This is a genomic window from Variovorax sp. Soil_C_12, from assembly GCF_057657375.1.
The window spans coordinates 117170-140635 of the sequence record NZ_JBDGIO010000016.1 but is presented as its reverse complement, the minus strand read 5'-3'; the positions used below and the strand labels follow the sequence as shown (position 1 = coordinate 140635).

17 protein-coding genes and 1 pseudogene are annotated in these 23466 nt (G+C 66.0%); 6 read left to right on the top strand and 12 right to left on the bottom strand.

The features are described from left to right. The 3 genes and pseudogenes from AC3A6X_RS30610 to AC3A6X_RS30600 form a co-directional block, all read right to left on the bottom strand. Positions 1-314 (bottom strand): annotated as a pseudogene (locus AC3A6X_RS30610) (hypothetical protein); the annotation flags it as partial. Between the two features lie 48 nt (positions 315-362). After that, positions 363-1190: a DUF6502 family protein gene (locus tag AC3A6X_RS30605; RefSeq protein WP_487845700.1), complete on the bottom strand. Its 828-nt coding sequence runs from the start codon at positions 1188-1190 to the stop codon at positions 363-365. A gap of 7 nt (positions 1191-1197) precedes the next feature. Then, the gene (locus AC3A6X_RS30600) at positions 1198-1833 is read right to left on the bottom strand and encodes a hypothetical protein (protein WP_487845699.1); all 636 of its coding nucleotides are present in this window, start codon (positions 1831-1833) and stop codon (positions 1198-1200) included. Positions 1834-3337: 1504 nt separating this feature from the next. Here AC3A6X_RS30600 and AC3A6X_RS30595 point away from each other — a divergent pair. The 3 genes from AC3A6X_RS30595 (at position 3338) to AC3A6X_RS30585 (ending at position 6084) form a co-directional block, all read left to right on the top strand. Further along, positions 3338-4294: a hypothetical protein gene (locus AC3A6X_RS30595; protein ID WP_487845698.1), complete on the top strand. Its 957-nt coding sequence runs from the start codon at positions 3338-3340 to the stop codon at positions 4292-4294. A 65-nt stretch (positions 4295-4359) separates the two neighbouring features. Beyond that, a complete protein-coding gene (locus tag AC3A6X_RS30590) occupies positions 4360-4719 on the top strand; it encodes a hypothetical protein (RefSeq protein ID WP_487845697.1) in 360 nt (119 codons plus the stop codon). Positions 4720-4845: 126 nt separating this feature from the next. Next, positions 4846-6084 carry a glycosyltransferase family 4 protein gene (locus AC3A6X_RS30585; RefSeq protein WP_487845696.1) on the top strand — a complete coding sequence of 413 codons (1239 nt, stop codon included), beginning with the start codon at positions 4846-4848 and terminating at the stop codon, positions 6082-6084. A gap of 260 nt (positions 6085-6344) precedes the next feature. On the opposite strand, the gene AC3A6X_RS30580 is transcribed toward AC3A6X_RS30585, so the two are convergent. Both AC3A6X_RS30580 and AC3A6X_RS30575 read right to left on the bottom strand, forming a co-directional pair. Next, positions 6345-9335 carry a galactose oxidase early set domain-containing protein gene (locus tag AC3A6X_RS30580; protein WP_487845695.1) on the bottom strand — a complete coding sequence of 997 codons (2991 nt, stop codon included), beginning with the start codon at positions 9333-9335 and terminating at the stop codon, positions 6345-6347. A gap of 156 nt (positions 9336-9491) precedes the next feature. Then, positions 9492-9833 carry a hypothetical protein gene (locus tag AC3A6X_RS30575; protein ID WP_487845694.1) on the bottom strand — a complete coding sequence of 114 codons (342 nt, stop codon included), beginning with the start codon at positions 9831-9833 and terminating at the stop codon, positions 9492-9494. Positions 9834-10125: 292 nt separating this feature from the next. On the opposite strand from AC3A6X_RS30575, the gene AC3A6X_RS30570 reads away from it, so the two are divergent. Both AC3A6X_RS30570 and AC3A6X_RS30565 read left to right on the top strand, forming a co-directional pair. Further along, positions 10126-15078, top strand: a complete 4953-nt coding sequence (locus AC3A6X_RS30570; RefSeq protein WP_487845693.1) for an amino acid adenylation domain-containing protein — start codon at positions 10126-10128, stop codon at positions 15076-15078. A gap of 438 nt (positions 15079-15516) precedes the next feature. Then, positions 15517-15804, top strand: a complete 288-nt coding sequence (locus AC3A6X_RS30565) for a DUF3606 domain-containing protein (protein WP_487845692.1) — start codon at positions 15517-15519, stop codon at positions 15802-15804. Between the two features lie 75 nt (positions 15805-15879). On the opposite strand, the gene AC3A6X_RS30560 is transcribed toward AC3A6X_RS30565, so the two are convergent. Then, the gene (locus AC3A6X_RS30560) at positions 15880-16302 is read right to left on the bottom strand and encodes a secondary thiamine-phosphate synthase enzyme YjbQ (RefSeq protein WP_487845691.1); all 423 of its coding nucleotides are present in this window, start codon (positions 16300-16302) and stop codon (positions 15880-15882) included. A 336-nt stretch (positions 16303-16638) separates the two neighbouring features. On the opposite strand from AC3A6X_RS30560, the gene AC3A6X_RS30555 reads away from it, so the two are divergent. After that, positions 16639-16926, top strand: a complete 288-nt coding sequence (locus AC3A6X_RS30555; RefSeq protein ID WP_487845690.1) for a hypothetical protein — start codon at positions 16639-16641, stop codon at positions 16924-16926. A 5-nt stretch (positions 16927-16931) separates the two neighbouring features. On the opposite strand, the gene AC3A6X_RS30550 is transcribed toward AC3A6X_RS30555, so the two are convergent. The 6 genes from AC3A6X_RS30550 to AC3A6X_RS30525 form a co-directional block, all read right to left on the bottom strand. After that, positions 16932-18347, bottom strand: coding sequence for a serine hydrolase domain-containing protein (locus AC3A6X_RS30550; protein WP_487845689.1), 1416 nt, complete (start codon positions 18345-18347; stop codon positions 16932-16934). Between the two features lie 118 nt (positions 18348-18465). Beyond that, a complete protein-coding gene (locus AC3A6X_RS30545) occupies positions 18466-19437 on the bottom strand; it encodes a JmjC domain-containing protein (protein ID WP_487845688.1) in 972 nt (323 codons plus the stop codon). A gap of 114 nt (positions 19438-19551) precedes the next feature. After that, positions 19552-21345 carry a cytochrome c biogenesis protein DipZ gene (locus AC3A6X_RS30540; RefSeq protein ID WP_487845687.1) on the bottom strand — a complete coding sequence of 598 codons (1794 nt, stop codon included), beginning with the start codon at positions 21343-21345 and terminating at the stop codon, positions 19552-19554. Further along, on the bottom strand, positions 21342-22640 hold the full coding sequence (locus AC3A6X_RS30535) for an ATP-binding protein (protein ID WP_487845686.1): 1299 nt from the start codon (positions 22638-22640) through the stop codon (positions 21342-21344). The genes AC3A6X_RS30540 and AC3A6X_RS30535 overlap by 4 nt, the downstream gene beginning before the upstream one ends. After that, positions 22637-22759 (bottom strand): hypothetical protein, encoded by a 123-nt coding sequence (locus tag AC3A6X_RS30530; protein WP_487845685.1) that lies wholly within the window; start codon positions 22757-22759, stop codon positions 22637-22639. The genes AC3A6X_RS30535 and AC3A6X_RS30530 overlap by 4 nt, the downstream gene beginning before the upstream one ends. Before the next feature lie 7 nt (positions 22760-22766). Next, positions 22767-23327 (bottom strand): thioredoxin family protein, encoded by a 561-nt coding sequence (locus AC3A6X_RS30525; protein WP_106559830.1) that lies wholly within the window; start codon positions 23325-23327, stop codon positions 22767-22769. Between the last annotated feature and the right edge of the window lie 139 nt (positions 23328-23466).

Below are 23466 nucleotides of genomic sequence, written 5' to 3'. Positions count from 1 at the left end.
CCCGATGCGGTCGAGGTCCCGGTGCCGCCCGAGCCCGTACCGGTTCCGCCGGGGGCGGAGGCCGTCCCGTCCGAGCCTGTGCCTGTGCCTCCGGAGCCAGACGCCGTTCCGCCCGAGCCGGACGTACCGCCACCCTGGCCATCTCCGCCACCGCCGGCCGGATTGCTCCCGTCGCCCGAACTCAATCCCGTGCCCGATACCGCAATGCCGGCGCCACCGACGGCAACACCGCCGCCGCCTCCACCACCGCCGCACGAGACCAGCGCCCCGATCAGCAGTGCCAGAAAGCTGTTGCGCAGCCAGGTATTGGTCATCTTCTGTTCTATCGGTGCGAGGGAACGGACAAGGGAAGGACGCGCAGCTTACTCGTCCGGTGAATCTTCGTAGTAGGTATAGATGCCGACTCTGATGCGGCCTTTGGCGTCTTTCCCGGCCGCTTCGAAGGCGCGCGTCATCTCGTGCGTCAGTTCGTTGTGAAGCACGCCCCAGCGTTCGCGCACCCGCTGATGGATTCGCTCGCAGTCCTCGAGCGGGATTCCGGTGGCAAACACCGAGCGTTCCAGCAAAGGCGGCTGTGCTCCTCGTGTGTTGGCAACGCCCGCGAACAAATGATCGCGGGCATTGTCGCCCAGAAAGGCGAGCATGCTCTTCAGGTCCTTCGACGGTACGAATGCGGCAGCGTTGAGTTCCACGCTGCCGGCATGCTCGATCACCATGTCCAATCGCAGCAACTCATCGAGGATGCTGCGGTGATGCACGTTGCCATGCGTAGCCTGCCGGGCCAAGGCTTCGAAGGAGGCTGTTTCGCCCTCTGCCGTGATGGGCAAGACGCGGGACGTCGGATCATCGGCAGCCCTCTGGAGCCAGAGGGTCAAGGCCTTGGCCGCTGCTGACATCTCGGTGTGCGGCAGGGGTTCTTCTGACTCCCGCACCTTGGCCGTGACGGCCTTGCGGTTCAAGCCCGTCGTCACCGAAAGCTGGCTGATGTTCGGTTCCGTGCCCGTCTGGCGCCAGGCCCGTCGCGCCTCATCGATCAGCAGTTCGCGCAGCGTGAGCTCGAGCTGGGAGTGCTTCAGGCCAAAGGCCAACGCGAGCCGAACGACCGGGCGCATCACGCGTGAGCAAGCCTCGAGCACCCAGCCGGCTTGGCGTTCGGCCTCGTTGCTTCTCTCGCCGGCGGTTGCGGCCATCTCCGCTTCACGCTCGGCGCTTCTCGATCCAGTGCGTTTCGTGCCCAAAGATTTCCCCTTGGCGGATGGCCAGGTAACGATGAGTTACGAACTGGACAGCGACATCAGCCGGCGTCTTACAACCAGACGCATATAAATATAAGACAAGAGCATTAATCGTGTGAATATTTCCCACGTATTGCCGCAACTCGTCGGAGAAGAAATGTCGCATTTCGTCACACGCCAGAAGAAGGCGGCAGCATGGAGGAAGTGCTGGTCTACGCTCGCTTCCCGACACGCGCCTGCGAACGAAGCTTGCGCAAGAAGAGAACGAGAGCGCAGCGACCGGGCTGTCGCCACACGCGCGAGGAAAGCAGTGCAGGCGCGCATCGTCGGGGCGTTCCGAAATTATGTTCACGGCAGCGGAACGGGGCCTGCCGACGAAGATCTTCTGGTCTTCGCAAAGCTGGCCATTGCGGAGCAGCGCCTTCGGCGCAGGCTCGGGTTTGCGCGGTCCATGGGCAAAGAGAATCGCCGTGGCCTCTAGCATCGTTGTGGCAGGCCCAAAGCCGTCAGACGTCGTCTTCGGCGATCTGATTGATTTGGCGCTCGACCGCACGAGGTTGGACTCGACAGAGATCTGCGAGGCCTGCAGCACCGTCAATCTCGGCTCTGCGCGATTGTGCAAGGCCTGCTCGCACAAGCTTCCAGCGTTCTATGCCGCGAGGAGCACCTTCGAAGCCACGATGCCGCCAGGACCCCGGCAGCCCACCCGTCTGACGCGCAGTTGGACATGGGACCTGGGCGCCTTCTGGCTCGTGATCACCGTGCTGGCGTGTCTTACAGCACTGGTCCCAGTCGTATAACCCAGAGCCGAATACCTGCCATGAGCGACGCAGTCCTCCAGGTAAAGCCGGACACGGGCGAGACGGTGGACAGCGAGCCGATGTTGGACCATGCGGCCGACGCCGCCGCGAATGAGCCGCTCCAAGCGCCGGATCCCGCCCCGTCCAAGACGACATCGGCGCAGCCGAACTGGACAGGCTGGCAGCCGCCAGGGCCAGCAATTCCGCCGCACCAGCTGACCCGGGTCTGCAGCGCGTGTCAGACCCTCAACAGGGACACCGCTCACTACTGCCGGCATTGTGCGCGCAAGCTCCTGCCGCAGGAGGGCGAAGAACCCACGGGGGCGCTGGCGAACGCCACGGCCGCGCACCAGGTTTCGTCGCCATCGGTGGATTCATGGCCTCCGGTGCGCGCACAGCGTCGGAGCAAGGCCCCGCGACACGTCCTTGGGATTCCAGTGCCCGCAGGGGTCGATGCGTCGATCGTCTGGCTACTGATCATCCTGGCGCTCTTGCATGTCTCTTTCGTGCTGTGGTATCTCGGCCGCCCGACGACACAGGTCGCACCGCCCTCTGATCCGGCGGCGGTCTCATGGAAAGCCGCGACAGCACCGGAAAGCCCAGCTCAAACGATCGGGCCTGCCCAACCCGATCCCGCTGTCACCACGCAGGCCGAGAGCGAGCCTTCCCCTTCATCGGCGAATCAGGTCAAGAGCGAGCCTGCTCTTGCGCCAACGCAAGTGGAAAGCGAACTTCCAGCAATGACGGTCGAGGCGAAGAGCGAGCCCACCCAGTCGCCTGCGCAAGAGGTCCAGGCCTCCCAAGCGCATGAGACTCCTCTTGTCCAGGACGACTCGCCCGCGCCGGCCAGGAGTGCAGCGACGCCCGACCCTGCACCGCCTGGAACGATGCTTGCTCCAGCGGCGCGCCCGCGAACCAGGTCTGCCTCCATCGGGACGGCAGGCGCCGAAAGGTCGGCGAAAGCCCGTGAGCAGCCCGTGGTTCGCGAAGCGCCAAGAGCCGTCGAGCCGGCGAAGGTCGCTGCGCCGGACAGGGTCGATGCATTGCCAGCACTCGCTCAACCTTCGTTCGTTCCCAGTGCACCGCCTCGCGTCGGTGAGCCGCGTTTCCGGCCGATTCCTGGCACGCAATACCAGACCGCTGCGCCCCGGCAAGCAGTGCCAGGTCATTGCGATCGATACAACCCATTCGGCGAGGCGGTCTGTCTGAACTCTGCTCCGTCGGCGCGAGTGGCGCAGCCATCGCAGCCCCTCACCGGCGCGCGCCAGGCTGGAAGCGCGGCGCCTTCCAAAGGCTCGGGCGGTGGCAGCCTCCACTGGCTCTTTGCCGGCGGGGATGGCTCTGGCGGCGGTTCGGCTGGTGGTCCTGGGGCAGGTGGGGCCGGCAGTGGTGGTGCTGCCGGCAGTGCCGCAGGGGGTGCCGGCCCTGGTGCTGGCGGCGCAGGCGGGGGCCCTGGTGGTAGTGGCGCAGGCGGAGGCGGCCCAGGCGGTGGTGGCGCAGGCGGTGGTGGCGCAGGTGGTGGCGGCGCAGGCGGTGGCGGCGCAGGCGGTGGTGGCGCAGGCGGTGGTGGCGCAGGCGGTGGTGGCGCAGGCGGTGGTGGCGCAGGCGGTGGCGGCGCAGGCGGTGGCGGCGCAGGCGGTGGTGGCGCAGGCGGTGGCGGCGCAGGCGGCGGGGGTGCAGGCGGTGGTGGCGCAGGCGGCGGCCCCGGTGCCGGCGGGGGCGGCGGTGGCCCAGGCGGTGGCCCAGGCGGTGGCGGTGGTCCCGGTGGTGGCGGTGGTCCCGGCGGTGGTGGCGGTCCCGGTGGTGGCGGTGGTCCCGGTGGTGGTGGCGGTCCCGGTGGTGGCGGTGGTCCCGGTGGTGGCGGTGGTCCCGGCGGTGGCGGCGGTCCCGGCGGTGGTGGCGGTCCCGGCGGTGGTGGCGGTCCCGGCGGTGGTGGCGGTCCCGGCGGTGGTGGCGGCGGCCCCGGTGGCGGCGGCGGTCCGGGCAGGTAACGCGCGGACACGACAAAAAATGGCATTCGAAGGCATGCACCGCGAATTGCTGAGCCATCTTCAAGCGAAGCGCGCCGAGCAACTGCTGATCGGCGCTTGGGAGGATGCCTGGCGCGACGCCCAAGCGAACGCGGGCGAACCGATCCCTTGTCCAGAGTGCTTTCTCAAGGGGAGGATGGCCAAGCTCGATCCGCTTCCAAGCTACGGTGCTTTTGGCCAGGCGAGGTGCTCCAGCTGCGCTACCGTGTTCGTGTTCCCGAATGGATGACTCATCGTATGGACTCACCAGCGAAGGCGCACAGAACGTATCGGCGGTTGTTCGCACGGACCGCCGTGTTCGCAACGATCATGGTGCTCGGCCTGTTCGGCCTGGGGCTCATCTTCCCGCCCGAGGCCACGCCGCCCTATGCGCTTTCCGCGGGCGGGGTAGGTGACGCCGGCTTCGGCTTACGCGATCTTCAACTGCTGGTCATGGTCGGCTCGCTGATGGTTGCCATTGCTTCGTTCGTCGGGCTGGGCACCGCGGGAATGTTGGAATGGCTCGACGCGAGACGCACGAAAACCAGAATGCGTTGGACCCGTGAGGACGGGCGGACCGTGGCCCTGACGACCGAGCCCGCGAACGAACGCCTGCGCGCGCTGAGGGCAGTCACTGCTTCATCGATCGAAGAAACGCCCGCTCAGAAGACTTGATGCGGCGATGCCTCGTTCGGTACACACGTGCATGACTCACTGAGGCTGCTCAGATCCCTTGAAAAATCCGTGCGCTGCATAGAGCAAGCCGGAACTTGCTGCTCCGAGGAAAAGAGTGATCTGAATATGACAACAACAAATGAAGCAGTCCGTGACCTCCTGGATCATGAACTTCCAAGAATCATGGGCTCTGAAGCTCGCGATGAAAGTCATTCATCGATCAAGATCCTGCTGGTAGGCAACTATGGACCGGACAATCAGACCAGCATGCGAGCGTTCCTGCGCGTACTCGAACGCGAGCTGCCCAAGCTGGGTTGCGAACTGCGCGTCATCACTCCGCCGCAGCGGGTTCAGCGCCTGCCGCGCACCTCTCGCTTGTGGAAGTGGCTTGGCTACATAGACAAATTCATCCTCTTCATCCCGAGTCTTGCGACGCAAGCCCGCTGGGCGGACGTGGTCCATATCTGCGATCACTCCAACAGCATGTACGTGCGTTGGGTCAACAGCAGGCCGACGATCGTGACCTGCCACGACGTGATCGCGGTCCAGGCCGCGAGAGGAATGGTCGAAGGGTGGAATGTCGGATGGAGCGGTCGCGTATTCCAACGTCTCATTTCATCGGGACTTGCGAAAGCCGACCTGATCGCCTGTGTTTCGCACACGACTCAGCGCGCTCTGGTCGATCTGCAATTTGTAGATGAACGCAGAGTGACGACAGTGCTCAACGGCCTGAACGACAGCTTCTCACTTGTACAGCCCCAGGAAGCCCAGCAGCTGATCAAGCGATTGGGAGTTGGCGAACAAGACAAATACCTCATCCACGTTGGCTTGGATTTACCTCGCAAGAATCGCAAGGCAGTGATCGAAACGTTCATCGCGCTTCAACGGCGCGCTGCCGAGAATGGTGTCCCCGCTCTCGTGCAACACTTGATTCTGGTAGGGCCGCGTCTGGATCCGGATCTGACAGCCCTGGCATCCCAGCATGGTGTTGCCGAGCGGATCAGAACCTTGCAGGATGTTTCCCACGAGGAGCTCTGTGCGCTGTACGCCAGATCCACGGCCTTGCTGTTTCCTTCCCTGCAGGAAGGCTTCGGTTGGCCGTTGATCGAGGCCCAGGCTTGCGGCTGCCCGGTTTTCACTTCCGATCTGGAGCCGATGAACCAGATTGGGGGCCCAGGCGCTTGCTACCTGGATCCACACAACCCCGAGGCCATGGCTGAAGCCATCGAACATGCCGCCGGACGGCTTGAAGAGATGCGCACCCTGGGCTTGGAGAACGCGCAGCGGTTCTCAGGGGGGCAGATGATGGCGAACTACCTGGCGGCCTATCGCCGTGTGCTCGCATCGCGGCAGGGCTGCCGGTAAGGCTGCGATTCCAGAAATACAAATTCGTTCGTCGAGGATCGCGGGCAGGCTCACTTGCCATACGAGTCAGGGTGCATTGCGACCATCTGCATCATGACAAAACGCCTATGTAGTGGACGTCGCGTCGATGGCCGGGTTGGCCCTCATCGCCTTTCGGGATTTGCTGGAGGCCATCGGCCGCGCTTTGCCTGGTCGACGCAGATGTTCAGGCGGTCCTCCTGTGCGCTTCTGGTTTCGCCAAGCGACACTCGAGACAAGGCTCAGCCGGCCACGCAAGACTTGACTGTGAACGGTGCCGGATCACTGCCGAAGTAGGCATTCGTGCAGTTCACCGTGCCAGTCACGGTTTTGGTGATCCACCGCGTGTCGGCACCGTACTTGACCAGTGTCGCGGCGGACACGCTGAAGGTACCGCCTTCCGGAGCGAGCACGGTGCCGGGAGCCGGAGCCGGAGCCGGAGCTGGAGCTGGAGCTGGAGCTGGAGCTGGAGCTGGAGCTGGAGCTGGAGCTGGAGCTGGAGCTGGAGCCGGAGCCGGAGCTGGAGCTGGAGCTGGAGCTGGAGCCGGAGCCGGAGCTGGAGCTGGAGCTGGAGCCGGAGCTGGAGCCGGAGCTGGAGCCGGAGCTGGTGCAGGTGCAGGTGCAGGTGCAGGCGCAGGCGCAGGCGCAGGTGCAGGTGCAGGTGCCGCCGTCGGCGTCACGCAGGACTTCGCCGTGTAAGGCGCGGGGTCCGCTCCGAAGAAAGTGTTGGTGCAAGCACCATTGCCGCTCACGGTCCGCTCGATCCAGCGCGTGTCTGCGCCGTAGCGCACCAGTGTGCCGTTCGGGACGGTGAAGGTGCCGCCTTCCTGAGCCAGGGGGGTGTATTGCGGGGCTGGTGCCGGAGCAGGCGCAGGAGCAGGCGCAGGAGCAGGAGCAGGAGCAGGAGCAGGCGCAGGCGCAGGAGCAGGCGCAGGAGCAGGCGCAGGCGCAGGCGCAGGAGCAGGAGCAGGAGCAGGAGCAGGAGCAGGCGCAGGCGCAGGAGCAGGGGCAGGGGCAGGAGCAGGGGCAGGAGCAGGGGCAGGAGCAGGGGCAGGAGCAGGGGCAGGAGCAGGGGCAGGGGCAGGGGCAGGGGCAGGGGCAGGAGCCGAGGCGGAAGGCGTGTCCGCCAAGCAGGACTTCGCCGTCATCGGTGCCGGGTCCAGGCCGAAGAAGGTGCTGGAACAGCTGGCGCTGCCCGAGACCATCTTGCTGATCCAGCGGGTGTCTGCGCCGAAGCTCACCAAGGCCGGGCTCGCCGTGCTGAAACTGCCGCCTTCGTTGGCGACCAGCTTGTCGCCCGAAGGCGGCTGATTGCCCAGCACGACGCCCGGCGCTTGCGGCGTGAGTACCTCGCAGGCCTTGGCGAGGCCGGGTGCGGGATTGGCGCCGAAGAATTCATTTGTGCAGGCCACAGCGCCGGAGGCGGTCTTCTGGACCCACTTGCTGCCGCTGCCATAGCGCACCGTGGTGGCCGTCGGCAGGGTGAAGCTCTGCCCCTGATCGGCGGCCTTGGACCAGCTCGCGTCGACCTTCATGATCTTGGCCACGGAGGGCACGCCGGCACTGTCGATGACGAACAGCATGTAGTAGCCGATCGGCAGCGTGTTCGGCCCTTCGTTCAGCTTGATGCTCACAGTCGAGCTGCCCGTCTCCTGCGTGAAGGGCAGTTCCAGGAATCGCTGCTCGAAGTTGGTCGAGTGGGTCACCGAGCCGGTGCGAATCAGCGTCACGCGCTGGATCGCCCGGCCCGACGCCACCGTGATGCCGAAGGTCGAGCCGAGGTCCACCTTGGCGGGCGCGGCGTTGATCATCGGCCGCGCCTGTTTCTGGCCATTGCTGTCGAAGAGGTAGGGCGGCGAATAGATCTCGGCGTTCAGGTTGACCACTGGGCCGGGCGAGCCGCCGCCGACGGAGAGCACCGTCGCGTCGGGCAGCAGGATCGCCGACGAGTGATAGAGCCGCGGCTTGGCGGCCGATGCGCCGGTGGTCCAGCCGTTGGTCTTCGGGTCCCAGATCAGAGTGGAGAAGGCGGTGTCGACCAGCACGTTGTCTTCCGACGATCCGCCGGTGACGGCCACCTTGCCGTCGGCCAGCACCGTCGCAGTGCTCCAGATGCGATTGGTGCCGGGGCCGGCGATGGGCGTGACGACGGGCGTACTGCCGTTGACGTCGACCACCATCGCGCCTCCTTCGTCGTCCACCATCATCATGCGGCCGCGATCGAACAGCGCCCAGGGCAGTGTCCAGTCGGTGTTCTTGGGCAGCGTGCCGATGGAGTCCATCGTCTCCGCCTCGACATCCAGACTGAAGAGACTGCTGCCGCTGGCGATCACGACCTTGCCGTTCGGCGCCAGGAAACCGCGCGGGTAGTACCAGTCGGCCGGCCAGTTCGCGATCTTCGACAGCGTCTTCCAGCCCGAGCCCGGCGTGTAGATCTCTGGCGGTCCCGCGCCGGCGCCGTTCTCGTCGATGCCGGCGGCCGTCAGCACGCGGCCGTCCGCCAGGGGATACAGCGAGCCGTACCAGCGCGCGTACTGCATCGGCGTGCCGGAGGCTTTCAGTTCCAGCAGCAGCGGATCGAACAGGTTCGTGTCGCGCACGCCCAGGTTGGGTGGCGTGCCGTCGTTCAGGCCGCGGGTGTCGCCGCCCGCCAGCAGCACCTGCCCCGTGGTCGGCAGCATCACCTGTGCATTGCAGAACATGTCGGTGCGTGTGGCGTGCTGCAGCAGGCTGTGCGCGCTGGTCGTCGGATTCCACACGTCGTAGTAAAGCTGTGCACCCTGGTTTCCGTCCGGGTCGGTGCCATAGCTCATGATCTTGCCGTCCGGCGTGAGGATGGCGTGAATGGCATTGAGCGGCCAACTGCTTGCGGAAGACCATTGGCCCTGGATCTCGGGGCCGGCCATGGTGCCGGTCTGCAGGTTGGAACTCTTGCGCTTCGGGCCGTCGCCCCGGTCGATGGGCGCCGGCACTTGGCGCTCGCGCTCACGCTCGCGCTCGATGTCGTCGCGCGTGCGCACCGCGCGCCGGATCTTGCCGGGTTTGGCGGCGTCGCTGCTGGTCGCCTCAGGCGCGCCGGTGCCGCTGCTGCTGCCGTCGCTCGTCGCTCCCTTCCCGGCGCCCGCCGCCGAAAGGCCACTCGTGCCACCGCCGCCGCCGCCACAACCCGATATCAAGGCTGCAACGGAAACGGCGACAAGGCTGAGGCGAAAGACGTGGCACTTGCAAGGCATGGGCTCTCCGCAAAACATGAGTACTTTGCGGTTATATGTTGAGGGCCTCACACGAGCCGACGCTTGCGGCGTTCTCCTACGGCAGGCCGCGCCGTCAGCGAACTCCAGCGTTGGCAACACGCGACGATCCAGGATGCAGCCGTGAGGCTATCAACGCTACAGCGCCCCACCCCATGCTTCGCGAGCGACCTCAACGGGACTGCGCGTGCCCTGCAGCGCATACAGCTCGATGGCGAAGTTGGCCGTCTGCTCAAGGTCGGCACACCCTTCGGAGAGGCGGTGCCACTCGACGACGAAATCGTGCTGCCACTGGCGGCCGCGGTCGAGGTTCGCGCCGGGCATCGCCGTCGGCACCTCTTGTTGCCAAGTCATTTTTCCTCCTTGTCTTTCAGTGGCGGTGGTCAGCACGCTGTCATTGAGCACGCGACTTCCACCGGTCTGAGGCCATCCTAAGTCGTGCAAATGACGCTCAACAGGGCGATAGACATTGGCGGTCACGAGTTGTGACTTCGGTAATCGGCGCGCGCATTAACGCCCGCACGCGGCTTCAAACCTCGAACTGCCGGAGGTTTGCGCACACGGCCACGAGACGCCGTCCGACACCTGACTATTGGCCGGGCCACGACAACCCAGGGTGGTTGTGAAGTTTTCACATTTTTACGTGCTCACCCAGCTCCGATGCGCGTCCGCGCGACAGCACAACGTGACATACCCACTCAGCGAGGACTGCTTCGTGAGAGACGCACTACAGAGGGCTGCCAAATCCGACTCAGATACCTTCGATCCTTTCGTGTTCGGCGACGTGACGGCGATCATTGCCACCACCGAGGCTCAGCGCGAGGTTTGGCTTGGAGATCGTCTAAGTCCGCAGGCCGCCCTGGCGTTCAACGAAGGCAGCGCGCTGCGACTTGCGGGCCCGCTCGACGAAGGCGCGCTGCAGCGATCGATCGGCCGCTTGCTGGCGCGCCACGAGTGCCTTCGCGCCACCTTTTCGGCGGATGGCACGCAACTGTTCATTGCTGCAGCCCAGCCCTTCGCGCTGCAACGTATCGACCTGTCGAAGTCCGATGCGGCGGGGCAGGCGCGCCTGCTGGCGGCGGCCTTCGAAACTGCGGTTTGCGAACGCTTCATCCTGGAGCAGGGTCCGCTTTTTCGAGCACGGCTCTATTGCATCGGGCCGGAAGATCACACACTCCTGATCAGCGCCCACCATGCTGTCTGCGATGGGTGGTCCTGGAGCGTGATATGGGTTGAGCTGGGTGCCCTTTATGCGCTCGAATTGGGCGTGGGCTCGTCGCTGGAACCGGCGCCTCGCTATGCGGACTACGCGCAGTGGGAGGCCAACGAGATGGCCGGCCCGCGTATGCAGCCCCATGTCGACTATTGGTTGGAGCGCTTCGCCGGCGGCAGCGTGCCGATGCTCGAGTTGCCGCTCGATCGACCGCGACCGCAAACGCGCACATTCCGGTCACGCCGCATGGACGGACTGCTCGACGCCGAGCTGATCGGCGCGGTTCGCAAGCTGGCCGCCGGCTCGGGGGCGAGCCTTTACGCCGCACTCTTCGGTGCCTTCGCCGGTCTCCTGCATCGCCTGACAGAGCAGGAGGATCTGGTCGTCGGCATCGCCGCCGCCGGCCAGCTCGCCAGCGAAATGCCTGGGCTCGTAGGGCATTGCGTCAACCTCCTGCCCCTGCGCATCTCGGTGAATGCCTCGACGGCCCTGCACGAACTGGTAAGCCAGAGCCGCGACCTGTTGCTCGATGCTTTCGAGCATCAGAACCTCACCTATGGCACGCTTCTCAAGAAGCTCCTGGTGCCACGGGATCCGAGTCGTCTGCCACTGGTCAGCGTCCTCTTCAACGTCGACGCCGGCGCCGAGAGGGCGGTCGATGGGTTCCCCGGCTTGCAGACGCAACTGCGCAGCATCCCGCGCGCCTACGAGAACTTCGAACTCTTTCTCAATCTCACGCCGGTCGCTGGCGGCATGCAGTACGAGGTGCAGTACAACGCCGACCTGTTCGACGAGGAGTCCATTCGTCGCTGGCTGGGAATGTACGAGCGCCTCCTGGTGGCCGCAGTGTGCGATCCCCGCGCCGCGCTCGGCCGCGTCGATCTGCTCACTGCCGCCGAGGAGGCGCGTCTTCTCGCGCTGCAGCCGGCACCGACGCCGCTGGAGAGCAGCGGCCTCATGCATGCAGGCTTTGAAGTGACTGCGGTGGCGCAGCCTGATCGAGTGGCGCTGCGACACCGCGCGCAGCGCTGGACCTACCGTGAGCTGGACGAGCGATCCAACCGTCTGGCGCATGCATTGCGCGATCGTGGTATGGGGCGCGGGGAGCGGGTAGGCCTGTGCCTGGGGCGAGATGTCGACATGGTGGTTGCCCTGCTGGCGGTCCTCAAAAGCGGCGCAGCCTACGTGCCGCTGGACCCGGATTTCCCGAAGGCGCGCCTCGACTATCAAGCAGAGGATGCGCGGCTCAGTCTGCTGATCACCGCGTCCGGCATCGCCAACGCTCCCGGCAGCTGGTGCGACGATCCCGACAAACAGGTGCTCCAGCTGGACACAGACGTCGGGTGGCTTGAAGCGCCGGCCAGCCCGCTGCCTCCTGGGCCGCAGGACGCCAAGTCCGGCGACATGGCTTTCCTCATCTACACCTCCGGCTCGACCGGCAAGCCAAAAGGCGTGGCCATACCTCACGGGGCCGTTGCCAACCTCCTTCGAAGCATGCGCCACGAGCTTGGCATAGGCCCTGAAGACCGGGTGGCGGCCGTGAGCACGCTGAGCTTCGACATTGCGGTGCTCGAGCTGATCCTTCCGCTCGAAGTCGGTGCCGAAGTAGTTCTGGTGGCTCGCGAGACGGCGATGGACGGACAGGCCATGCGCCGGCTGATCGAAAGCGAGGACATCACGGTGCTTCAGGGCACGCCGAGTGCCTGGCGGCTATTGCTGGATGCGCAGTGGCAAGGCAAGCGGGGACTGAAGGCCATGTCGGGCGGAGAGGCCATGTCCCGCGACCTGGCACTTGCCCTCGGTTCGCGTTGCGGTGAGCTCTGGAACTTGTATGGGCCCACGGAAACGACTGTCTACTCGACCCTGTGGCGCGTGGACGATGCGCAGGTCGTTCGCAATGGCGTATCCATCGGGCGACCTATCGCGAACACCAGCGTCTGGATCATCGATGCTCAAGGGCAGCGATGCCCCGTCGGCGTGCCGGGCGAAATCTGCATCGGCGGTGCCGGTCTCGCCATCGGCTACTTCGACCGCCCCGAGCTGACGGAAAAGCTCTTCGTTTCCGACGCGGGGTTCGACGCAGGGGGCCGGCTGTACCGTAGCGGCGATCGTGGCCGCTGGCGCAACGATGGCCTGCTCGAACATCTCGGCCGCCTCGATGACCAGGTCAAGGTGCGTGGCTATCGCATCGAACCGGGAGAGGTAGAGGCGTGCTGCAACGACGTGCCCGCGGTGGGCGCAAGCCTCGTTGTTGCGCGTGAGGACCAGCCCGGCGACGTGCGTCTGGTCGCCTATCTCGTCGCGGCAGCCGGTGCCGAGATCGACACCTCGGTCGTGAAGCAGGCGCTGTGCGCGCGTCTTCCGCAGTACATGCTGCCGCAGCATCTCGTCGTGCTCGACGCGTTTCCACGGCTTCCCAACGGCAAGCCCGACAGAAAGGCGCTGCCTGCACCTGGCGAGCCAGGCACCACGGAGCCCACGCAGCCCAGCCACACCGTTGCCCCGCGCGACCGGCGCGAGCGGATCGTGCTTCGTGCCATGGAGCAGGTGCTGAGCCTGCCGGCGCTGGGCATCCGAGACGACTTCTTCGCCCTGGGTGGCCACTCGCTGCTGGCATCGCGGCTTGCCACTTCGTTGAGTCGGGAGTTCGGCGTGACCGTCCCTCTGCGCACGCTATTCGCAGCGCCGACCGCAGAGCGCCTGGCGGCGGCCGTGAGCGAATTGCAGGCGGGGGGCATTTCTCCCATGGAGCGAATACCGCACCGCACCGGGCGGCTCAGCGCGCCCCTCACGCCGATGCAGGAACGCATACTGTTTCTCGAAGAACTGCACCCCGGTCGACCCGTCTACAACACGCCGTCGGCTCACCGGCTGACGGGCCGGTTGAACGCATCGGCCTTTCATGAGGCGTTGCGCGAGATCGTGCGTCGTCAGCCCGCGTTGCGTACCGCATTTCACAAAGACGCGAAGACCGGCGAGTTCGTCGCATCGATCGCTGCCGAGGTGCCGGTCGAAATGTTGCGCATCGACCTGGGCGGATTGCCCGCCGACCAGCGCGAGCCCGAAGTTGTCGAGAAGTTGCAGGAAGTGGCCGATCAGTTGATCGATATTCATCGTGCGCCGCTCTTCAACGCCGCCCTGATTCGCATCGACGACGACGACCACGTGTTCGTCTTTGTCCCGCACCGCCTGGTGTGGGATGGCGGGTCGGTCGACTTGCTCATCAACGAGCTGTCCGTCATCTATCAAGCGCAGCTCGAGGGAGTGCCGCATGACCTGCCTGCACTGACGGTGACGCACGGCGACTATGCCGAGTGGTACCTGAGCTGGTTGGCCTCGACGCAATTCGAGGAACAGTTGAGTTTCTGGAAAAGCTGCTTCGCCGGCGCACCGCCGCCGAAGGCATTGCGCACGGATATGCCGCGCCGAGCTGGCATGACCGGCCAGGGCAGTACGCACTGGTTGGCCGTCGATGGGGTGCTCACGCAAAAGCTGCGGTCGGTGGCGAGCCGCCATGAAGTCACGCTCAATATGCTCGCGCTCGGCATCTACGTTCTTCTGCTGAGCAGCGCGGCCGATGCGCGTTCGCTCGTCGTCGCAACGCCGGTCCGCGGTCGCCAGCTTCCGGAGCTCGAAACGGTGATGGGCCTGTTTGGCAACCTGCTGCCACTTTCCGTCGAGATTGACCTTCGGCAGACGCTCGCCGAGTTCGTGCAATACCTGAAGCATCGACTGGTCTCGGCGATGGACAACCAGCAGGTTCCCTTCGAGCGTTTTGCGAGCGAGCCTGAGTTTTCTGGACGAGCCAAGGGCGTCGGCCTTTACCAAGTGCTCTTCTCCTTCGAGGACACGCGCGAGCGGGCGCCAGCCATTGGACCGCTGGGGCACCGTCAAATTCAGGTGTCGCAGCGCGGCGCCACCGAGGACATCGGCTTGTGGCTGGCCGAGGGGCGTGCCGGTCTTGAGGGCGGGCTCACCTACAACGCCGACATCTACCGGCGCGAAACCGCTGCGGCATTGGGGAATCGCTATGTCGAGTTGCTGCAACAGGTGGTGGAGCACCCGCAAGAAACTTTGGGCGCCTTGGTCGCGGCCGGCGATTCGCCCGACGCGGCGTACCTTCAGCGCTTGTCGCGCAGTGGAAATGACGAGCGTGCGTCTTACGAGCGAGCGGAGGCTACAGCGAACAGTGCTGCGGAAACGTCGAGCACCACGGGGCTTGTTCCTGGTCAACTGCAGCTGGCGCAGATCTGGGCCGACGTGCTCCAGATGAAGATCTCAGAGATCCGGCCCAGCGACAACTTCTTCGACCTCGGCGGTGATTCATTGCTCGCCATGCGCGTGATCCAGTTGGCGGAACGAAGCTTGGGCTTCCGTACCGCGCCACCGAGGTATGTCTTTGAGAACCTCGGTCAGATTGCTTCCGGCAACGCGAAACTCATAGCGCCGCGAAGACGAACCCTGTTTGGCAGGATGTTCTCAGCCTGGGGCAGGACCATCAGAAGCTCCTGAATATCTCGAACAGCGGTGCCCCTGTTGCCATGCCTCTCGAGCACCCTCTGACTCCTTTGAAGGGCCTGCGTGCCCGACACTTCACCTTGAAATACATGCCAAGTTTCCTCCGATCTATTGCAGTGACAGTCGACGAGCCGGACCCAGGGCATTTTTACTGGGTGTTGCTGGAGTCGCGAGCGCCTCACCACGAGGAATTCCGCCTTCTGAACTCGGCGTCTCGCGGGAAGGATAGCTATGAACAGGCTTTGCACGAGGGCGTCAACGAACTGCGCAGACTCTGTCAGAACAGCGCGATCGGTCCGCGCCGCGAATGTCAAGGCGAGGATGAAAACCCGTCGGGATGGACTCCACTGGTGTAACCCGTGGGTCGCGTGGCTCCACGCAAAAGTCCGCGGCGTCCCGTCGCAACCAGCGTTCTTACAAACCGGAGATCCCATGGATAACAAGACCGGCGAACCTGAGTCCATCTCGGTCGAGCGAGACTGTGAGCTGCGTGAATGGGCGACGCGGCTCGGTTGTACGGAACGGGATCTGCGCGAGGCATTCAAGGCCGTCGCCAATCTCATCTCGCTCGAGCACGACGATGAAATCTGCGATTGGGCAATGAGCCTTTGCTGCACCGAAGCCGAGTTGCGCGCCGCCGTGAAGGCAGTCGGTTGCCCGGACGCGGTGCGCGCTGCGGGTGACCCGCTCTTCAAGCCCGGGGAATTCAATGATGTGTAAGCCACCGAAAGTCGAACTTGGCGCACAGTGGTTCAACGTTGCCGCCGCAGCCGGCGGTCGCCCCACGCGGCCCGGCTATTCGCCCAGCAGATGCAGCACCACTTGGCGACGGTGCGGGCGCAAGCGGTGCTCCCACACGTAGATGCCTTGCCACGTGCCCAGGGCCAGGCGGCCGTTCATGACCGGAACCGACAGCTGAACCGCCGTGAGCGCGGCACGCACATGCGCCGGCATGTCGTCCGGGCCTTCGTCGCGATGGCGGAAGAGAGGATCGCCATCGGGCACCAGCCGGGCAAGGAAGCGATTCAGATCAGCCTGCACATCGGGGTCGGCGTTCTCCTGGATCAGGAGGCTGGCGGAGGTGTGGCGGATGAACAGGGTCAACAAGCCGGTCTGGACTGGTTGCTCGTCGACCCAATCAGCCACGTGACGGGTGATCTCGACGAGGGCGCGGCCGGGCGTTTGGACGTCGAGGGTGGTGGCGGACTGTTGGACCATGAGGCCGAGGATAGGGCGGTATACGAATGCGTGTGTAGGTGACTCCGGGCGTTGAAGCGATAGTTGCCCGATGGAGGGAGTAAGACCGGCGTATGCGAAGAGGGAGCATGTGTGTGGAACAACGGCGATGACGCTCGCGCTCGCGCGCCGGAGTCGACCCGTGTCGTCTGAACAACGGCGCCCAGCGCAGCCCGAGACTTTCCTCACGCCCACACAAAGTTTTCACGACCAGCAATGCTTCTTTACGAACGCTTCAGCGACGCTTAAGGATCGACAAAGAGACTGATTCCACAGCAAAGGAAGAAGTCCCGAGCTCCACCGAAAGGATTCAACGTCATGAAGCGTTCTGCCGCCCCCCAGCCCCTCACCCCCTCGCAGATCGAGCTGGTGCTCGAGTTGCTCGAGCTGTGCCAGCTGGCACCGAAGGAGACCGCGGCGAGGTTCAATCAGCTCATCCAGACCGGTACGTTCTCGGAAGCCCAGCAGGACGCCATCGAGATCCTCTTCTCCCTCGAAGAGGACGAGATTCCCGACGCGCTCCTCGATTTCGCGGACGACGACGCCCGCCCCATCGTTCGCGATGGGCTGGCGCACGAGGCGCGGCTCAGCTTCGTCGCAGCCTGAGAAGCTCAGGCCGGCAGGCCGGCCGAGGCCTTTGCCCTGCGATAGCGCTGCCGGGCTTCGGCCAGCATGGCCTCCTTGGGCAGCAGCTGGGTGCCGCCCACCCACAGCTCGGCCGGATGGCCCTTGCGATCGCGCACCAGGCGCACCGCCTGACCCGGACTGTTGTACCCGGAGGTCCGGGCAATGACGCCGCTGTCCTTGCCCGAGAGCTCGAACTCCGTCGTGGCACTGTCGAAGGGCACGCTCATCGCCGGGGCGACCTGGCAGACCACCTTGCCCATGGCCACCAGGTCGCTGGCGCCCCACATGCTCCACCAGCGGCCGTTCCACGCCGCCTCCTTGCGTCCCGGCGCACCATGGCGCTTGAAGGCGGAAAGAATGCCGTGGATGCCGTCCACCCACGGGTAGGACCACCCGTCCAGTGCGTTGCACAGCACCGTGACCGTGAAGCCTGATTCCGGGAAGCGCGCCGTGCGCGACACGAAGCCCTGCAGGCCGCCGGTGTGGCCGTACCACTCCTTGGACCCGGGCCCGCTCATCATCGTGCCGTAGCCGTAGTGCGATTCCTGGGCGCTGCAGGGGTCGCGCCAACGGCGATGCATCATCTCGCGCCGGCTGGCGGCGGACAGGATGCTCTTCCTGCTTTCTGGCGCCAGCTGCGCGAAGAAGCGCACGACGTCCGCCGCCGTCGAGACGAAGCCACCGGCCGGCGCGATGGCATGGCAGACGTTGTCGCCCGGCACGATCAGGCGCTGGCCGAAGGGGAATTCGGTGCTGTGCCCCTTGGCCAGGGGGACCGAGCGAGGCAGTTGCGGCATGTCGGGCACCGTCTCGCGCAAGCCTGCCGCCTCGATGACGTGGCGGGCGATCCACGCCGGGTACTCGGTGCCGCTGATCTCCTCGATCATCAGCCCCAGCAATCCGTAGCCGTGGTTGGAGTACTTCAGCTGGAGGCCGGGCGCGAGCGGCTGCTTCTTGGCCAGCTCTGCCCTCAGCTCGGCGCGGGAGAGGAAGGGCCGGCGGTCCAGGAACTGCCCGCTGTCGGCACCGTCGCGCACGACGCCGGCACCGTGAGACAGCAACTCGCCGACCCGGGCCTTCGCCAGCTCTTTGTGCAGGCCGCTCACATGGCGGCCGATCGGATCGTCGAGGCCGACTTTGCCCTGTTCCCGCAGCAGCATCACGCCGCTGGCGGTGAAGGTCTTGGAGTGCGAGGCGATGCGAAAGCGATGCCGCGGCGTGAGCGCCTGGCCGGTGCCCAGGTCGGCGCTGCCGAGAGCGAATTCCGCGACGAGTTCCTGGCCTTGCGCGATCGCCACGCTGCAGCCGACCTGCTGGTGCCGCTCGAGCTGGAAGCCGAGCCAGCCGGGGATGTAGTCGAGGGCGGCCTGGAGCCAGGCGGACTTGGCGTTCTTCTTCATGGGCGTCGTCGCTGGGTAAAAAGGGGTTGCGAGTGTAGTGCCGGCACGCGCAGGGCGCGCGAATCCGCCGAGCCGATGCTGCCTCCTGGGCGCATCGGCTGCAGCAGGCCTGCGTCCCTCAATAGGACCCGGGCGGCGGCGTGGTCGCCAGCTTGAATCGCCGCGCCGAGGGGTCGAGTGCGATCATCTTCGCGCGCGCCGACCCGACCAACCCGCCCAGGGAGGCCTTGAACGCATCGGACCTCGGCGATTCGCCGGGGTAGCGGGGCGACAGGCCGCATCGCCGCATGACCCGGTTGACCTGGTGCACGCGTGCGACCTTGCGCGTGACCGAGGTGTAGAAGGTCACGCCGATCGAGATCGAGACGCGATCGCCGGGGCCCGTCCAGTCCGGGTCGGAACGCGTCATGTGGGGCGAGGTGCTCGGGAAGTACACGCCGTCGCCCGGACCCGCATGGAACTCCTGGCTGCGGGCGCGAAACTCCTCGCTGTAGCGAACCTTGCGCAGCGAATGCGTGACGATGAAGTCCTCCACCGCCTCGGCCGGCACGATGCGCCGGTCCCGGTGGTCCCAGACGTTCATGATCTTGCGGCCGTGCAGCTGCAGCCAGAAGTTGTTCTCGCGGTCGATGTGGAAGGGCGTCACCGACGGCGGCGCCGAGATGAAGACGAAGCCGTTCACCCGGAACACGTCGGGCTGCTCGGCCTCGACGCTGTCCTGCATGGTGCCGACCACCGCATGCAGCAGCGCCTGGTAGCGCGGGATGACCTCGATGTTGTAGAGCGCGACGGAGGAAGCCGGCTCTTCCAGCCGCTCGAAGAACTCGTCGATGCTGCGCCCGTCCGGATGGCGGCTGTCGTGCGCGATAACCGACGCCGGGGTCAGGCCCGGCCGCATGAAGCGGCATTGCTCGAGGGGCGCGAGTTCCTTGCCCAACTTGATCAGTTCAGCAACCTGGAACAGGGGATGCTCGTGGAAGTTGTGGTGCAGCGGGGTGATCCGGTGCGTGGAGAAGGCGGCCGGATCGTCGGCCCAAAGGTGGTACGTGCCCGTGCTGCTGGGCATCGCAGGCTGGCTGATGCTGCACATCCGGAACCTCCAGTCCGGCTCGAGAGAACCGGCACTTTCCGAGACGGAAAATCATAGTCCCGGGGACGCGTCGGGAGGGAAATTAATACATTGGTGTTATCCCGCCCCTTCAATTCATCCGAAAGTGAACGCGTAGGCCTGCACCCCGGGGTCCATGAACTCGATCTCGAACAGCCGATCCCTCCCGCCCGCCGCCTGCCGAACCAGTTGGTAGAGCCGCTGCCCGTCGATGACCCCGTTGCCCTGCGCGTCGACGTCGAAGCCATGGTCCGCGAGCGGCGCCTTGCCGTCCAGCAGCACCCTGAATCGCACAGGCTTGCCATCGGCCGAGGGCCCGAGCACCAGGTGCAGGTCGCGCGCATGAAAGCGATAGGCGATGCGTCCGTCGACGCGGTTCAGCACCGCCCGCTCGCGCTGGACCGTCCAGTCGCCGGCCAGTGCCCACTGGTTCGCGCGCAGCGCAGCGGGACCCCGGTAGTCGTTCGCCCGATCGCGCGCCACGCCGCCCGGCGAGGCAAAGTTGTGCGCGCGCTCGTAGCCCAGGTAGGTCTCTTCGGACAATGCGCCCGTGGCGGGCGCCGCGGCCTGCACGCCTTCGCCTTGCGGCGCGACGAGCCCGGACGGAATGCGGGTCTGCCCCGCCTCCGCGAGCAACTGCTGGATGACCTGTTCCGCCTCCTCGTACTGGTTCTCGCCGAACTGGTGGTGACGGATGCGCCCCTTCGCATCGATGAAGTAGAACGCGGGCCAGGCCCGGTTGCCGAATAGGCGCCAGATGGCGAAGTCGTTGTCGACGGCGACCGGAAACCCGATGCCCAGATCCTGGGTGGCCTTGCGCACATTGGACAGGCGCTTCTCGAAGGCGAACTCGGGCGCATGCACGCCGAGGACCACCAGGCCCGCATCCTTGTACTTGTCGGCCCAGGCGCGCAGGTACGGCAGCGTGCGCAGGCAGTTGATGCACGAGTAGGTCCAGAAGTCGACGAGCACGACCTTGCCTCGCAGGCTCTCGGGCGTGAGCGGCTCGGAGTTGATCCATTCGGTCGCGCCGGCCAGCGAAGGGAAGAGGCCCTGCGTTCCCAGCGGCCGCGTCGCGACCGGTTCGCGGCCCGCCGCGGTCGCCAGCATGACGGGCGCTTCGGCGGCCGTGTCGGATTGCGACAGCGGCGACGACGGGCTCTTGTGGCCGATCTTCTCCAGCAGCGTCGTCTCCAGCCGCGTCGTGCCGGCAGAAGAAAGCTGGCTGAGCAGGCCGGTGTCCAGGCCCAGTGCGATGGCGCCGACACCGGCCAGCACGGCCGCACCGGCGGCCCGCCGGATCCATTCGCCGGTTCGCAGCGACCCCTTCAAGGCCGAGAACACGCGGCCGCCGAACAGCAGCGCGGCCGCCAGCGAGGTGCACGCGCCCGCGGCATAGGCCAGCAGCAGCAAGGAAGTGCCTGCACTGGCGCCGTTGAGTGCGGCGGTCGTCAGGATCAGGCCGAGGATCGGTCCTGCGCAGGGCGCCCACAGCAGCCCCGTGCCGACGCCCAGCAGCAGCGGCGACAGGAAAGACGGGCGCGCGGATGGGTGCTCCGCTCCCGGTTGCGACAGCCGCATGCCGAGCGCGACGAAAGGCCTGCTCAGCCGATCGGCCCATGCCGGCAAGAGCAGCGTCAGGCCGAACAAGGCGAGGAGGGCCATCGCCGCGTAGCGCCCCCACTCGTTGAGCGCCACCACCCAGCCGCCGCCCACGGCCGCCAGCGTGGCAATGCCGGCAAAGGCAAACGCCATGCCCAGCAGCATCGGCAGGCCATGCGAGCGGAACGGGCGGTCGGCGCGCGCGAACACGAAGGGGAGCACCGGCAGGATGCAGGGGCTCAGGATGGTGAGGATGCCGCCCAGGTAGGCGATCGCGACGATGATCATGATGCGAGATCCTGTTGGAGGGGCATGGCGACTCGGGCCTCCAGGCCGCCTTCGTCGCGGTTGTGCAGGCTCAGCTCGGCGCCCATCGCCGTGGCAAGCTGGTGCGCGATGGCCAGGCCGAGGCCCGTGCCGCCCGTGCTTCGGTTGCGGGAGCTTTCGACCCGGTAGAAGGGCTTGAGAACGGCTTCGAGCTGATCGGGGGGGATGCCCGGCCCGTTGTCGGTGATCGCGACGACCAGCCGGCCTGCGTCGACACGCACCCGCATGCGCACCTCGCTGCCGAACTTCAGGGCGTTGTCGACCAGGTTGACGATGATCCGGCGCAGCGCATTCGGGCGCGTCACGATGGGGCCGCCGATTCGCCCCTCCAGGTGCACCTGCTGGCCCGCGTCCTCGTAGTCGGCGACCATGCTTTCGAGCAGCGCGTCGGCGTCGACGCGGCAGGGCGGCTCCGTGGCGCCGTGCAGCGTCTTCGCATAGGTGACGCCCTCCTTCACCAGCGCGTGCATGGCATCGAGGTCTTGCCGGAACTTCAGCTGGTCCTTTTCGTTGTCCATCATGTCGGTGCGCAGCCGCATCCGGGTGATGGGCGTCTGGAGGTCGTGGGAAATCGCGGCCAGGATCTCCACGCGCTCGGCCATGTAGCCCGCGATCCGCCGCTGCATGGCGTTGAAGGCGCGTGCCGCGTGCGCCACTTCGGAGGGGCCTTCTTCCGCGAGCTCCCGGCCCTTCAGGTCGGGCCCGAGCTCGTCCGCGGCCTTGGCCAGGCGGGCCAGCGGCCGCGTGACCAGGCGGACCGCGAACCAGGCGCAGACCGCGAGCACCGCGAGCTGCAGCACGAGCACCCACAGGACCCAGTTCGACACCGGCATGCCCACGCGGCGCGCGTAGACGATCACCGGGCTGCCGTCTGTCAGCTTCACCTGGATCCGAAGATCGTCGGCGCCGGCCTGCACCACCTTCACGACTTCGAAGGGGTGCAGCGCGTTGACGATGGCGGCGGCGAACTCCTGCGAGATGGTCGACTCGGGCGGCGGCCCCGAGACGCCGTCGCCCAGCATGAAGCGGTAGTTGCGCCGCTCCAGCCGGGCCAGCCAGTCTGCGCGCTCGGCAGCGGGCAGGCGGTTCAGGATGGCGATCGAGCTCGCGATGTCGCGTTCGATGCCGGTCATCATCAGGTGGCGAAGCGCCATGCCGCGCTCGTAGCGGATGGCCGCGAAGGTCAGCAGCTGCGCAATCGCCAGGCCCACCACGATGATGAGCGTGACGCGGGCGAACAGGGAGCGGGGTTTCATGGGCGGTCCTCCGGCCTGCCGGCGCGGCGCGAGGCGATGAGGTGGCAGTTCACCGGGTTGCGGACTTCGTGGGCGAGGCCGCCCGCGAAGAACAGCAGCGCGAGCCAGAGCTTCTTCATGGCGAACTCAGGAGCCGGTGGGCGAGGGTTGCGCCAGAAGGTCCTGGATCTTCTTCTCGGTCGCCCCGTAGCGGCCCTCGCCGAAGTGCGAATAGACGATGCGGCCCTGCTTGTCGATCAGGTAGACGGCAGGCCAGTACTGGTTGCCGAAGGCCTTCCAGGTGGCGTAGTTGTTGTCCTGGGCGACGGCGTGCTGGATGCCCAGTTTCTTGATCGCGTCCTGCACGTTCTTCGTGGACTTCTCGTAGGCGAATTCGGGCGTGTGCACGCCGACCACGACCAGGCCGCTGTCCTTGTACTTGGCATGCCAGTCCTTCACGTAGGGCAGGTGGTTCAGGCAGTTGATGCAGGTGTAGGTCCAGAAGTCGACGAGCACCACCTTGCCGCGCAGCTCTTCCAGCTTCAGCGGCTGGGAGTTGAGCCACTTCTCGATGTCCCGGAACTCGGGCGCCGGCTGCTGCCCGGCCACCGGGATGTTGCCGCCCTGCGGCGGGCTGGCGAAGCTGAGGGCGGCGAACGAGGCCGCGAGGGCGACGGCGAAGAGGGAAGCGCTGGTACGGATGTTCATGATGGGCGGTCTCCTGGAGAAGGAGGGTTGGTGAACGAATGCCCGGATCTTCAACCCTGTCGCCCCCGATTGGCGCGAAAGGGGTACGCCTGTGTATCGATGCACAAAGTCGACACACTACGTTTCACAAGCCTTGGGC